Raw genomic sequence first — 13,499 nt, forward strand, 5'->3', positions numbered from 1 at the left:
TCAATCGTAAAGACACCTGTTATTTTTTCTTTTTCCATGAGACTCCTTGCCAAAACCGCCCTGCTCCTCCTGATTGTATTGACCGGCACCAGCCACCGAACCGGTTTCACGGAACCGGCCAAACCGCTCGCTTCGGCGGTGACGATCAACCTGAATGAGGAGTTTCAAACCATCCATAGCTTCGGCGCGTCCGATTGCTGGTCGGCCAAGTTTATTGGGAAATGGAGCGATGAGGCCAAAAAGAACCAGATCGCCGATCTGCTCTTCAGTCAGGATACCCTGGCCAGCGGCCAGCCGAAAGGCATTGGATTGTCGTTGTGGCGGGTCAACATCGGTGCCGGAAGCTTTGAACAGAAAGACAGCAGCACCATCCGGGATGAATGGCGCCGGGAAGCGTGTTTTCTAACTCCTGATGGCCGTTACGACTGGAGTAAACAGGCTGGCAATCAATGGTTTTTACAGGCGGCCCGCCAGCGGGGTGTTCGCTACACCCTCGGGTTTACCAACTCCCCGCCCGTGCAAATGACCCGAAACGGCAAAGCCTTTTCGCCGGGCGGAAAAGCGTTCAATCTCAAACCAACCGCGCTGGAACCCTTCGCCGATTTTCTGGTCACCGTGGCCGAACACTTCAACTTTGATTACCTGAGCCCCATCAACGAACCGCAGTGGGACTGGACCGCCGGCAAAAACGGCAAAGCCAATCAGGAAGGCTCCCCGGCGGAAAATGCGGATATTCTGGCGGTAACCAAAGCCTTAGCGACCAAACTGGCATCCGGTAAATCCAAAACAAAGGTGGTAACGGGTGAAGCGGGCCAGCTTGATTACCTCTACGAGAAAGCCGAAAGTGGACGCGGCAATCAGCTTGACTACTTTTTTGGCACGAACCAAACCGCTTCGCTACCCAAACTCCCGAATGTGGAACCGATCTGGGCGTATCACAGCTATTTTTCGACCTGCCGGGATTCGACACTCGTGGCAATGCGCCAGAAAGCGGCTCAACGCGCCAAAACCGTGGGGAGTCCGCCACTCTGGCAAAGTGAGTTTGGTGTTCTGGGCGACATCTGCGGCCAGTACAACGGCAGTCCACGCCACACCGACATCGACTATGGGCTCTACGTGGCAAAGGTGATTCACAACGACCTAACCATCGCCAACGTGACCTCGTGGCAATGGTGGCTGGCCATCAATCCGTACGATTACAGCGATGGGCTGGTGTATATCAACGGCCCCGACGGCGGGTACAAAAACCACGACAACGCCCGGCTTGACGGGCAGGTGATCGACTCCAAACAACTCTGGGCGTTCGGCAATTATGCCCGCTTCATCCGGCCCGGCATGAAACGGGTGGCGGTCCGCATCGGTGAGGTGGCGAACCCGGTGGCCGAAGCAAGTCAGGGTATGGTGTCGGCCTACAAAGATGCTGCCCGTAAACAGCTTGTGCTGGTTTGCATCAACATGACCTCCGACGCCCTGACCGTATCCCTCAGCGGAGTAAAAATTCGGAACGGACGCTTTGCCGGTTATACCACCTCCGCCACCCAAACCCTGACGAAATCCACCGTACGGGCCGATCAGATTCGGCTGGAACCCAAGTCGGTCGTTACGCTGGTGGGGACGTATCAATAATCAGTGAATACCGCCCGAATCAGTTTTTCTTTTTAGCGCGCATTTCCGGGAGCGTCTGTCCGGTATCGCCCTGGGCTGCTTGTGGTGCATCCAGCGAATTGGTGGTCGTGTCGCCCTGAATTCCCATAATGCTCGTATCATTCGCCATGGCCGTCGAATCGGTGCCTGATTGCGTGCTTTCCGGTTTGGAATTACAACTCAGGCAAAAGGTTGTCGAAAGAATACCAAACCCGACAATCAGGCTCCGGTATGCATTTTTCAGGTTATTTTTCATGGTAATTGAACGTTGAGTGACTACTATCGTAACCGGGAGGTGGGCGAGTTGTTTGGAAAAAAATGACAGAATGAGCATACGCTAACAATCCTGACAAAGTGCGGTTATCTTTAAAACCGTTCTTGTTTCAATCTTGCTTTTTTCGTATCTTAGCTTGTTATGAATTTCAAGCTGACTTCAGAATTTAAACCGACTGGCGACCAGCCACAGGCCATTGAAAAGCTGGTAAAAGGCATTAAGGAAGGCGAACCGTCGCAGGTGTTGTTGGGTGTTACCGGATCTGGCAAAACGTTTACAGTTGCCAACGTCATTGCCCAACTCGACCGCCCGACGCTCGTGCTGAGCCACAACAAAACATTGGCAGCTCAGCTCTACGGCGAGTTCAAGCAGTTTTTCCCCGAAAATGCCGTTCAATATTTCATCTCTTACTACGATTACTACCAGCCGGAAGCGTTCATCGCGACGACCAACACGTACATCGAAAAAGATCTGGCCATCAACGAAGAGATCGACAAGCTCCGGCTGGCGACGGTTTCGGCGCTGATGAGCGGTCGGCGGGATATTGTGGTGATTGCGTCGGTTTCCTGCATCTACGGCGCGGGTAACCCGAACGAATACCAGAAAAGCATCGTGCGGCTGGGCGTGGGCGAAACCATCAGCCGCAACCAGTTTCTCTTCAAACTGGTCGAAATTCTGTATAGCCGTACCGAGGTGGAATTCACGCGTGGTTCGTTCCGGGTAAAGGGCGATACGGTCGATATTTTTCCCGGTTATGCCGACTTTGCGTACCGGATTGTTTTCTTCGGCGACGAAATTGAAGCCATTCAGCGCATCGATCCGGCGTCGGGCAAGAAGATCGGCGACGACCGGATCATTGCCATTTTCCCGGCAAACCTCTTCGTAACGGGCCGGGATACCCTGAACATGGCCATCGGCGAAATTCAGAATGACCTGGTGGCGCAGATTCGCTATTTTCAATCCGAATTCCGGAATATGGAGGCCGAGCGAATCAAGGAGCGGACCGAGTTCGACATCGAAATGATGCGCGAACTGGGCTATTGTTCCGGTATTGAAAACTACTCCCGGTATTTCGACCGCCGGCAACCCGGCCAGCGTCCCTTCTGTTTGCTCGACTATTTCCCCGACGACTTTCTGACGATTGTGGATGAAAGCCACGCGACGATGCCGCAAATCCGGGCGATGTGGGGCGGTGACCGTTCGCGCAAGGAAGCCCTGGTTGACTACGGTTTTCGGCTGCCATCGGCGCTCGATAACCGTCCGCTTACGTTTCAGGAATTTGAGCAAATGGCCGGGCAAACGGTTTTTGTTAGCGCAACCCCTTCTGATTACGAATTACGCCGGAGCGAAGGCGTAGTGGTCGAACAGTTGATTCGCCCGACCGGTTTGCTGGACCCTGCGATTGAAGTACGGCCCAGTCTGAACCAGATCGATGATTTGCTGGAAGAGATCGACATCCGCGTCAAACGCAAAGAACGGGTGCTGGTGACGACGCTGACCAAACGCATGGCCGAGGAGTTGAGCAAATACCTGGAACGGGTGGGCGTCAAAGGCCGCTACATTCACTCGGAAGTGAAAACGCTGGATCGGGTTGAAATCCTGCGGGAGTTGCGACTGGGTGTTTTCGATGTGCTGGTGGGTGTCAACCTCTTGCGCGAAGGACTCGATTTGCCGGAAGTGTCATTGGTGGCCATCATGGACGCCGATAAAGAAGGTTTCCTGCGCGACATTCGATCCCTGATTCAGACCATTGGCCGGGCGGCCCGGAACTCCAACGGGCGCGTGCTCATGTATGCCGACCGCATCACCGGTTCGATGGAGAAAGCCATCAGCGAAACCAACCGACGACGGGAAATCCAGATGGAGTACAATGAGAAACACGGTATTACGCCAATGACCATTTTGCGATCCCACGACGCCATTATGGGCCAAACCAGCATTGCCGATTCGCGTCCGGAGGCCAAACAATACTACGTTGAACCCGACGAATTCCGGATTGCTGCCGATCCCGTGGTGCAATACATGGGGAAAAATGACCTGGAGCAGGTCATCAAAGAGACTCAGAATAAAATGGAACGAGCCGCCAAAGACCTGGATTTCATGGAAGCGGCCCGGCTGCGGGATGAGTTGTTTCAACTCCGCGACCGGTTGAAAGCGACTCAAAATGTCTAAGAAGTGGTTTGAACTAAGGCCGGAGGCCTTCCCTGTCAATAGTCAAAAGGTTATCCACAACTGGTAGCTCCGGCGGAGCGGGCTAAAAACAACTTCAGGCCGCTCCGCCGGAGCTACCAGTTGTGGATAACCTTTTGACTATTGACAGACTGCCCTTCCAGGGCTTCCGGATTAACCCAAATAGATTCTAGTCCGTAAGATCCCTGTCCAAGCTCCTAAAATGATAAGAATCTCACGGACTAGAGCGGCAGCGGCTTTCCGACCAGAGTACTTACACCAACGCGGCTTCTTTCATCCGTTCAGCGTTTTCGGCCATGCGGAGTTGCTCGATAAAGTTGTCGATGTCGCCGTCCATCACTGTCGGCAGGTTATACACCGTCAGGCCGATGCGGTGGTCGGTGACGCGGCTCTGCGGGTAATTGTAGGTCCTGATTTTGTCGGAACGGTCGCCACTGCCCACCATCGACTTGCGCTGCGAACTGATTTCGTCGTTGTGTTTCTGCAATTCAATTTCATATAACCGTGACCGCAAAACCGTCAGGGCTTTCTCGGTATTCTTGATCTGCGAACGTTCATCCTGACACTGCACGACCAGACCCGACGGAATGTGCGTGAGCCGAACCGCCGAATAGGTGGTGTTGACCGACTGGCCACCCGCACCTGACGAGCAGAAGGTATCTTTCCGAATGTCATTCATATTGATCTGAACGTCAACCTCTTCGGCTTCGGGCAAAACCGCTACGCTGGAGGCTGAGGTATGAATCCGTCCCTGCGATTCGGTGGCCGGAACCCGCTGAACGCGGTGAACGCCGGATTCGAATTTCAGTTTGCCGTAGACGTCCTCGCCTTCGACCTGACAGATAATTTCCTTATAACCACCCGAAGTTCCGTCGGTGAAGTCCATCAGCGACATCCGCCAGCCCATGCGGTCGCACAGCCGCTGGTACATGCGGAACAGATCCCCCGCAAAAATGGAGGCTTCGTCGCCACCGGTTCCGGCGCGGATTTCGAGAATGACGTTCTTGCTGTCGTTGGGATCTTTCGGAATTAGCATTTCTTTCAAGACATTCTCCATCGGTTCGCGCTGCGGCACCAGCTCATCGAGTTCGGCTTTGGCCATTTCGCGCAAATCTTCGTCCTTTTCGGTCGCCAGCAACTCTTTCGCGCCGTCGATATCGTTCATCAGTTTTTTATACAACTGATACTGTTTGACGATCTTTTCGAGGTCTTTGTATTCTTTGCTCAGCTTGGTGTATTTCTTCTGATCCGAAACGATTTCCGGCATCATGATTTGCTGAGACACCTCCTCAAACCGTTCTTTTATGGATTCTAATTGATCAATCATTGTTCAGAAACTTTATGCCTAACTTACCCCTAAATCCCCGGAAGGGGACTTGGACACGAAATAATCCATGTGCAAAAGTCCCCTTCAGGGGATTTAGGAGTATTTTGATACAAATCTACGAAAATTCGGTCAGTCAACGCTTCGGTCGTACATTTGTCAACGAAACGGCCAACCCCATCGTTATCCTGATTGATGACACGAATTCACCACACTAAGTTCCTGGCAATGAACCGCATCTTTTCTCCATTCCTTTTTCTGATTTGTCCGGCCTTTTTTCTCTTTTTCGCATCCGCCTGCAACCCCGAACGGAACCAGAATACGAAGGCGCTGGTGCAGGAGATGAACGACAACAAGATCAAGCGGGTCACCAATGTCCAACTGACCACCACCGTTGACGAGTGGGGCAAAGCCCTCGTTCTGACTACCCGAAAAGTGCTAATCCGTGAGCTGACCAAAAAGCCCGGAGACTCCACCTTTTGCAACCTGAAAAATGTACCGGCTATTCGGCGGTTGGAAAAACAATACGCTATTACGATCGATTTGCTGAAGGCGAAGGACGTGACCAACCCGGCCCTGAACCCCAAAGAGCGGGATTTGCTGGGAGCGTATGTCTATAACGCTCAGAATAAACTGGAGCAGAACGATAACGTCCAGAAACTGAACGACACGCTTTTTGTCTACAATTCACCCGTTGCGACGGATGATATCATCTGCAAAACCTGCACCGACAATGCGGCTTTGCCGTTCGTGATCTGGCGAATCGTGTTCAACAAACGGGAAGTGATCCGGCGGATTAATCCGAAAAAATTGAAGTAATCCTGACAGCGGTCTGAAGACCCTGTCAGCGGTTGATCTGGCTAATAGATTTTTCAACCGCTGACAGGGTCTTCAGACCGCTGTCAGGGTTACACAGAATAGTATGAAAATACGATTGAATAGTACGACACAAACAATGATTTTGTACTTTTAACACATTCGTATTCCATCCCTTAACAAACATACTGTTTCACGTATGAGCAATCTGAAAAACAAAGCCGATCAGGCGGTGAGCCGACGCGGGTTTGTCAAAGCCTCGTCGCTCGCTCTGGCTGGCGTAACCATTCTGCCCCGGCACGTGCTGGGTGGTAAAGGCTTCATCGCGCCGTCTGATAAACTGAACGTCGCCGGGGTCGGCATCGGCGGCATGGGAAAAAGCAACCTCAACGCCCTGGCGCCCACCGAAAACATCGTCGCGCTTTGCGATGTTGATGAGAAATACGCCGGCCCGGTTTTCGAAAAATACCCGAACGCCAAGCGGTACAAAGACTACCGCAAGATGCTCGAAGCCCAGAAGGACATCGACGGCATCGTGGTAGCAACGCCCGATCACCTGCACGGCATCATTGCGTCAGCCGCCATGAAACTCGGCAAGCACGTTTACGTGCAAAAACCGCTGACCGTTACGGTGTGGGAATCGCGCGAACTGGCGCGGCTGGCGAAAGAAAATCCGAAAGTCGTTACCCAAATGGGAAATCAGGGCCACTCGAACGACGATGCCCGGCTGATCAACGAATGGATTGCCGACGGCGCCATTGGCAAAGTACAGGAAGTCCACGTCTGGACTAACCGCCCCATCTGGCCACAAGGCATGGAGGTACCGAAGGAAGCCGTCGACGCACCGTCAACGCTGGACTGGGAGTTGTTTTTAGGCCCCGCTCCGCACCGGGCCTACAATCCGGCGTATACCCCGTTCAAATGGCGCGGCTGGGTCGACTACGGTGCCGGGGCGCTGGGCGATATGGGCGCTCACCTGGTCGATCACCCGTTCTGGGCGCTGGGGCTCAACCCACCGATCACCGTCGAGGCTTCCTCGACGCCGTTTAACAAGCAAAGCTACCCGGTTTCGTCGCTGGTGACTTTCGAGTTTGAAACCAAAGACAAGAAAAATCCGCTGACGATGACGTGGTACGACGGCGGTATTCTGCCACCCAAACCGATCGAATTCGGCGACGGCCCCGTTCCGAAAGGTGGTGGCGTTTTGTATGTCGGAACGAAAGGAAAACTCTTTCATGAGACATACGGCTCCAAACCGCGGCTACTGCCGCAGGAAAAAATGGATTCCTACAAAAAACCGGCGCAGACGATTCCTCGCGTGGGCATGAGTCACGAACGCAACTGGGCGGAAGCCTGTAAAGGAAACGGCAAGGCGGTTTCTCCCTTCGAATATGCCGGTCCGTTGTGCGAAACCATGCTGCTGGGCATCGTGGCGCTCTACAAACAGGGCACCAAACTGAACTGGGATACGAAAACCATGGCCTTCACCAACGCCCCGGAATTGAACCCCTACCTGAAACGCGAATACCGCCCGGGCTGGGCGATGTAATTTTGTTAGAATACAGAGCAGAGACAAGAGAGTAGAGACCTGAAAACCCGCGTCTTTCTTCTCTTGTCTCTGCTCTTTTCTCTCTTTCAAAACCTATGAAAAAAATCTCACTAACTGTGCTGTTCTTCCTATCGGTCGTCCACCTGTTTGCGCAGGCTCCGAACACCTTGACTGCACAGGAAAAGAAAGAAGGCTGGAAACTGCTCTTCAACGGAAAAGATGTCAGCGGATGGCATACGTACGGCAAAACCGGTGTCGGCTCGGCCTGGATTATTGAGAATGGCGCACTGAAATTGAATGTACCGGAACGCGCCGGAAACAAAGCCAAAAACGGGGGCGATCTGGTGACGGATCAGACGTTTAAAGGGGATTTTGAATTCAAGGCGGATTGTAAAGTCGAACGGTTTACGAACAGTGGTATTTTCTTTTTTGTAACCGAAGCCCCGGAATACAAGGAGATTTACCATACTGGCCTGGAGCTTCAGGTGCTCGACAACGCCATCTACGAAGGAGCCCCGGAAAACAAACACCGTGCGGGTGATTTCTTCAGTGTGGCCAACGCCCGCATTCGCGAACCGAAAGCCGTGGGCGAGTGGAACCAGATTCATTTCAAGCTGAAAGGGAAAGTCCTGTCGGTCTACATGAACGGTTATCTCATTCAGGAACACAACGTTGAGAGTGCCGACTGGAAAAAACGAATCGCCGAAAGCAACCTAAAAAATGCTCCGATCAGCAAAGGCAAGCTAGAAGGAAGCATTGGTTTGCAGGACTGGGGCAGCCCGGTTTACTACCGGAACATCAAGATTCGGGCACTTTAATAAATTAATTTTCCGTCATTTTCCGCCAAAAAACGATGATTTCCCGACCGGTTCTTTGCTGCTAAAAGAATCTGGATATATTTGTTTTACAAAACCTAAACAAATATGAATCGTCCGTACTTAGGCGAATTTGAGGAACTGGTTCTGCTAACGGTTGCCATGCTGAACGGGCAGGCTTACGGCGTAACCATTCTGGAAGAAATCGAGAAGCAAACCGGTCGTACCGTCAGTCTGAGCGCCATTCACGCGACGCTGCAACGACTCGAAGAAAAAGGCTACCTTAAATCGCAGATGGGCGGGGCCACCGCCGAACGCGGGGGTCGGCGAAAGCGGTTTTTCAGCGTGACGCTGGGCGGAACCCGGGCATTGCAGGAAATTCACACGACCCGAAACAACCTCTGGAACCAGATTCCGAAAACCGGGCTGGCCTGATTTCTGGATACGATTGCGGGGGCCAAACCGTAGCCGATCGGCATGCGTTGCTTTGCCATTCGTGTATTCACCTTAACTCGTCCGAACCTTGATCCCCGATTCTGTGTTCAGTGACAAAAATCCCATTTTCATGGACTGTCAGTACCTGCCACTCACCGCCACCGGCCAGTTTTCGAATCTGTTCCTCGATTATATCTCGCAAAAAGAAGCCCTCCAACCCTATTACAACCACTTTCCAACCCTGGAAGCGTTTGAGGAACAAGTCAAAAACCGGGCGTTCGACGACAGCAAACGGCAGACGCTGGTGGAAGTTCTGGAACGGCAGTACCAGCACATTCCCAACAAACCCGACTTCTCGGTCCTGACCCAGCCCAATACCTTTACGGTGACGACGGGCCACCAGCTCAATATTTTCACCGGGCCACTTTACGTGTTGTATAAGTGGATTACGACGGTAAATCTGGCGAAAAAACTGAACGAAACGTATCCAAATTACCGGTTTGTGCCAATCTACTGGTTGGCCGCCGAAGACCATGATTTTGCGGAAATCAACCATTTTACGCTGTTTGGCAAAAACTATACCTGGGAGACGGAGCAACGCGGAGCCGTTGGGCGAATGAACCCGAAAGAATTGAAAACCGTGTTCGACCAGATGCCGGAAAAGCTGTTTCTGTTTGAGGAGGCTTACCTGAAACACGATACGTTGTCGGACGCCGTTCGCTGGTACGCCAACGAATTGCTCGGCAAAGAGGGCCTGATTTGCCTCGACCCCGACGATGCAGACTTGAAACGGCTGTTTGCGCCCATCATTAAAGACGAGTTGCTAAACCGTCCAACCGATGGCATTGTGACCAAAACCACCCAGCAACTGGAAGCACTCGGGTACAAAACGCAGATAACGCCCCGCGAAATCAATCTCTTTTACCTGGACGACCAGTTGCGCGAGCGAATCGTTACCGATGGCGAGGATTCTTACGAAGTACTGAACACGGAAATCCGGTTTTCGCAGGCAGAATTGCTGGCGTTAGTTGACGAACATCCGGAGCGGTTTAGCCCCAATGTAGTGCTGCGGCCGGTTTATCAGGAAGTCATTTTGCCGAATCTGGCCTACATCGGCGGCCCGTCGGAAGTGCCATACTGGCTTCAACTGAAAGGCGTTTTCGATCATTTCAAGATTCCGTTTCCGCTGCTGATGCCCCGCAATTTTGCGTTGTACGTGAATCCGGCCAGCGCCAAAAAGATGGACAAACTGGGTGTATCGCCCGAAGAGCTGTTCTGGGACGAGGTGAAATTGCGCCGGGCGTATACGGAACGGATTTCGGGAAACTCCCTCGATCTGTCGGAACAGAAAGCGTGTCTGGAACAATGTTTTGCCGAGATTTTACACAAATCCGTCAAAGTGGATCGATCGCTGGAAGGGGCCGTTCTGGCCGAAAAAACCCGATTGATGCACACGATCGATCATTTGGAAAAGCGGCTGAAGAAAACCGAGGAGAAGAATTACGAGACGGTTCTCAGCCAGTTGATGACCCTGAAACAGAAGCTCTTCCCGAACGGCGGTATTCAGGAACGCTCCGAAAACTACCTGAATTTCCAGCTCAACGACCCGCAGTTTATCCCGAAATTGCTGACCGCTTTTGATCCGCTGGCCTACCAGATGCTGGTGCTGAAAGACTAAGCAATGACGAAATCCGAGCTGCGTGCTGCACTCCGCCAGAAGCGCCGGTCGTTGTCCGAAACCGAGTGGCAAAACCGGTGCGAAGCGATTTCAAATCAGTTTTTTACGCTTCTGCCCTCCAAACCGGTTTCGGTTATCGGTACGTTTCTGCCCATCGAAAGTCAGAAAGAAGTCAACACCTGGCTCATCGTCCGGCGGCTCTGGCGGGATTTCCCACAGATTCGGGTAGCCGCGCCCGTTACGAATCTGGAAACCGGAACGCTGGAAAACTACGAGATCACTCCCCAAACCGAGTTTATCAAAAACCGGTACGGTATTCCCGAGCCTCTTGCCACTTCATCATTCATCATTCATCATTCATCATTTAACATTATTCTAATTCCCTTACTCACGTTCGACCAAACCGGCAACCGCGTCGGCTACGGGGGCGGTTTTTACGACCGGTTTCTGGCGCAGTGCCGCCCGGATTGCCTGAAAATTGGGCTGTCGCTGTTCGATCCGGTCGATCAAATTGACGATGTTTACGAAGGCGACATTCGTATAAATTTCTGCATCACACCCGATCAAATCTGGGATTTTTGATAGGAACGCTGATCTGACGGATGGAACGGATTAAAACCGATTTTATCCGTGAAAATCCGTTCCATCCGTCAAATCTGTGTTCCTATTTCGTAGATTGCCGCAATGAAAATCCTCGTTTTCTGGTGTTGTATGCTTCATACGGTTTTGGCTCAAAAGCTCCCGGCGGCTCTCGATTCGGTGATGCACCGCCACTTTTCGATCGACCAGCCCGGTGGCGCCCTGCTGGTGGTGATCGATGGAAAAACCGTCTACAACCGGGGTGTTGGCCTGGCGAATCTGGAGACCAAAGCACTGATTTCGCCGGAAACCAATTTTCGGATGGCGTCGGTTTCCAAACAGTTTACGGCGATGTGTATTCTGCTGCTGGAAAAACAGAAAAAGCTTTCCTTAGACGATAATCTGCTTAAATTCTTCCCGGACTTCAACCAGAAAGTGGGCAAAAGTATCAAACTACGTTACTTATTGACGCACACTTCCGGGATTCTGGATTACGAATCACTTCTGTCGTCCGGTCGAAAGGAGCCGGTTTTTGATACGGAAGTGTTGACGCTGCTGAAGTCGCGGGACTCGACATATTTCGAACCGGGGAGCCGGTTTCGCTACAGCAATTCGGCCTTCTGTTTGCTTACCCAAGTCGTGGAGCGGGTCACGAAAAAACCGTATCTGGCGTTCATTACCGAAAACCTTTTCAAACCGCTGGGCATGAGGCAGACCACGCTCTATGAACCAACGCGGATGATTCCCAACCGGGCGATGGGCTATGCCCGGAATCAGGACCAAACCGTCCGGTTTTCGGACCAGAGCGTGACGAGCGGAACCAAAGGCGACGGCTGTGTTTACACTTCCCTGGCGGACTATAAAAAGTGGGACAACGCGCTGACAACCGGCCAACTGGTCGATGTCGTGGAAAAACTCAAAACCGTCCAACATCCGATTGAAGGACAGCCAAACGGTTTTTACGGGTTGGGCTGGTTTTTCACCCAAACAAACGGCGAAGCATCGGAGTTTTTTCATTCCGGCAGTACATGCGGTTTTAGCAACTGCGTCGTTCGCATTCCGCAGAAAAAGACATTGGTTGTTCTGTTTTCAAATCTGGCCGACAATCACCGGCCTTTTGCCGACGTTTTAAACGTGCTAGAAGCAGACACGGAAAGCTCTATTGACGTTTGGGCATTGCACAATCTGACGAATTGACTGGCTATTTCGGGTAAGCGATAGACTTGAAATAGTTGGGGGAATGATTATCTTTACACCATTAATTGGCTTATTAACAGCTACCTTACTATGGCATTCACCGACACCGAACGCAACCCCCTCTCCAGCCTGGAACAATGGGAAGATGATCTGCTGATCCGCTACCCCGAACCCGAACACAAGGCCAAGGAAGAATACCGCAATTATGATGACCCCGCCCGCGATACCGTCCGGGAGTTTTACCGCCTGAATCACACCTACCAGACGTACGATTTTGTGCAGGAAAAACGGGCTGAATTCCTCAAATTCGACAAAAAAGAAATCCCGGTTTGGGGCGCGATGGAGTTTCTGAACACCCTCGTCGATGATTCCGATCCGGATATTGAACTCGACCAGTTGCAACATTTGCTGCAAACCGCCGAAGCCATCCGCGCCGATGGTCACCCCGACTGGTTTGTGCTGACCGGTTTTCTGCACGACATGGGCAAAGTCCTGTGTCTGTTCGGTGAACCGCAATGGGCGGTTGTTGGCGACACGTTCCCGGTGGGCTGTGCGCATTCCGACAAGATCGTTTATCCCGAGTATTTTTCGGCCAATCCGGATACGTATAACAAGGATTTCAACACCAAATACGGGGTTTACGAACCGAATTGCGGTCTGAAAAACGTCACGATGTCGTGGGGTCACGACGAATATTTGTACCACATTACGAAAGATCACCTGCCCGAACCGGCCCTGTACATGATCCGGTATCACTCGTTCTACGCGCAACACCGCGAAAAAGCGTATGATCACCTGATGGACGATCACGACCGGGCGATGTTCAAGTGGGTCGATAAATTCAATCCGTACGATTTGTATTCGAAAAGCCCGGTAACGCCGGTCGTTTCAGAACTGAAACCGTATTACGAAGACCTGATCGCGAAGTATTTGCCTGCGACGATTCGGTTGTAACCCCGTCAGCGCCGGGCCGTCGATACGGTTGAAAACCCTGACGG

General features: G+C 52.2%; 12 protein-coding genes. 10 read left to right on the forward strand and 2 right to left on the reverse strand.

Annotated features, from left to right (window positions below):
* Positions 1-36 precede the first annotated feature (36 nt).
* Positions 37-1,626, forward strand: coding sequence for a glycoside hydrolase (locus F0P93_RS14840; protein WP_150877158.1), 1,590 nt, complete (start codon positions 37-39; stop codon positions 1,624-1,626).
* Between the two features lie 19 nt (positions 1,627-1,645).
* Here F0P93_RS14840 and F0P93_RS14845 read toward each other — a convergent pair whose 3' ends face one another.
* Positions 1,646-1,900, reverse strand: a complete 255-nt coding sequence (locus tag F0P93_RS14845; RefSeq protein ID WP_150877160.1) for a hypothetical protein — start codon at positions 1,898-1,900, stop codon at positions 1,646-1,648.
* Positions 1,901-2,059: 159 nt separating this feature from the next.
* On the opposite strand from F0P93_RS14845, the gene uvrB reads away from it, so the two are divergent.
* Positions 2,060-4,090 (forward strand): excinuclease ABC subunit UvrB, encoded by a 2,031-nt coding sequence (gene uvrB, locus F0P93_RS14850; RefSeq protein WP_150877162.1) that lies wholly within the window; start codon positions 2,060-2,062, stop codon positions 4,088-4,090.
* A 271-nt stretch (positions 4,091-4,361) separates the two neighbouring features.
* Here the strand turns inward: uvrB and prfA are convergent, their stop codons facing one another.
* Positions 4,362-5,435: a peptide chain release factor 1 gene (prfA, locus tag F0P93_RS14855; protein WP_150877164.1), complete on the reverse strand. Its 1,074-nt coding sequence runs from the start codon at positions 5,433-5,435 to the stop codon at positions 4,362-4,364.
* Between the two features lie 225 nt (positions 5,436-5,660).
* Here prfA and F0P93_RS14860 point away from each other — a divergent pair, with 225 nt between their 5' ends.
* The 8 genes from F0P93_RS14860 (at position 5,661) to F0P93_RS14895 (ending at position 13,455) form a co-directional block, all read left to right on the forward strand.
* Positions 5,661-6,251, forward strand: a complete 591-nt coding sequence (locus F0P93_RS14860) for a hypothetical protein (RefSeq protein WP_150877166.1) — start codon at positions 5,661-5,663, stop codon at positions 6,249-6,251.
* Positions 6,252-6,447: 196 nt separating this feature from the next.
* The gene (locus tag F0P93_RS14865) at positions 6,448-7,797 is read left to right on the forward strand and encodes a Gfo/Idh/MocA family protein (protein WP_150877168.1); all 1,350 of its coding nucleotides are present in this window, start codon (positions 6,448-6,450) and stop codon (positions 7,795-7,797) included.
* 95 nt (positions 7,798-7,892) lie between these two features.
* Complete coding sequence (locus F0P93_RS14870) at positions 7,893-8,615, forward strand: 3-keto-disaccharide hydrolase (RefSeq protein WP_150877170.1); 723 nt, start codon at positions 7,893-7,895, stop codon at positions 8,613-8,615.
* Positions 8,616-8,720: 105 nt separating this feature from the next.
* Positions 8,721-9,047: a PadR family transcriptional regulator gene (locus tag F0P93_RS14875; RefSeq protein ID WP_150877172.1), complete on the forward strand. Its 327-nt coding sequence runs from the start codon at positions 8,721-8,723 to the stop codon at positions 9,045-9,047.
* Between the two features lie 130 nt (positions 9,048-9,177).
* On the forward strand, positions 9,178-10,725 hold the full coding sequence (gene bshC, locus F0P93_RS14880; RefSeq protein ID WP_150877174.1) for a bacillithiol biosynthesis cysteine-adding enzyme BshC: 1,548 nt from the start codon (positions 9,178-9,180) through the stop codon (positions 10,723-10,725).
* A gap of 3 nt (positions 10,726-10,728) precedes the next feature.
* Positions 10,729-11,307 (forward strand): 5-formyltetrahydrofolate cyclo-ligase, encoded by a 579-nt coding sequence (locus tag F0P93_RS14885; protein WP_150877176.1) that lies wholly within the window; start codon positions 10,729-10,731, stop codon positions 11,305-11,307.
* Between the two features lie 102 nt (positions 11,308-11,409).
* Positions 11,410-12,501, forward strand: coding sequence for a serine hydrolase domain-containing protein (locus tag F0P93_RS14890; protein ID WP_150877178.1), 1,092 nt, complete (start codon positions 11,410-11,412; stop codon positions 12,499-12,501).
* Positions 12,502-12,591: 90 nt separating this feature from the next.
* Positions 12,592-13,455, forward strand: a complete 864-nt coding sequence (locus F0P93_RS14895; RefSeq protein WP_150877180.1) for an inositol oxygenase family protein — start codon at positions 12,592-12,594, stop codon at positions 13,453-13,455.
* Positions 13,456-13,499: the final 44 nt, after the last annotated feature.

Source organism: Larkinella humicola, assembly GCF_008727875.1.
Classification (GTDB): domain Bacteria; phylum Bacteroidota; class Bacteroidia; order Cytophagales; family Spirosomataceae; genus Larkinella; species Larkinella humicola.

Coding starts and splice junctions, on each gene's coding strand:
- F0P93_RS14840 (WP_150877158.1), top strand. CDS start 37: ATGAGACTCCTTGCCAAAACCGCCCTGCTCCTCCTGATTGTATTGACC.
- F0P93_RS14845 (WP_150877160.1), bottom strand. CDS start 1,900: ATGAAAAATAACCTGAAAAATGCATACCGGAGCCTGATTGTCGGGTTT.
- uvrB (WP_150877162.1), top strand. CDS start 2,060: ATGAATTTCAAGCTGACTTCAGAATTTAAACCGACTGGCGACCAGCCA.
- prfA (WP_150877164.1), bottom strand. CDS start 5,435: ATGATTGATCAATTAGAATCCATAAAAGAACGGTTTGAGGAGGTGTCT.
- F0P93_RS14860 (WP_150877166.1), top strand. CDS start 5,661: ATGAACCGCATCTTTTCTCCATTCCTTTTTCTGATTTGTCCGGCCTTT.
- F0P93_RS14865 (WP_150877168.1), top strand. CDS start 6,448: ATGAGCAATCTGAAAAACAAAGCCGATCAGGCGGTGAGCCGACGCGGG.
- F0P93_RS14870 (WP_150877170.1), top strand. CDS start 7,893: ATGAAAAAAATCTCACTAACTGTGCTGTTCTTCCTATCGGTCGTCCAC.
- F0P93_RS14875 (WP_150877172.1), top strand. CDS start 8,721: ATGAATCGTCCGTACTTAGGCGAATTTGAGGAACTGGTTCTGCTAACG.
- bshC (WP_150877174.1), top strand. CDS start 9,178: ATGGACTGTCAGTACCTGCCACTCACCGCCACCGGCCAGTTTTCGAAT.
- F0P93_RS14885 (WP_150877176.1), top strand. CDS start 10,729: ATGACGAAATCCGAGCTGCGTGCTGCACTCCGCCAGAAGCGCCGGTCG.
- F0P93_RS14890 (WP_150877178.1), top strand. CDS start 11,410: ATGAAAATCCTCGTTTTCTGGTGTTGTATGCTTCATACGGTTTTGGCT.
- F0P93_RS14895 (WP_150877180.1), top strand. CDS start 12,592: ATGGCATTCACCGACACCGAACGCAACCCCCTCTCCAGCCTGGAACAA.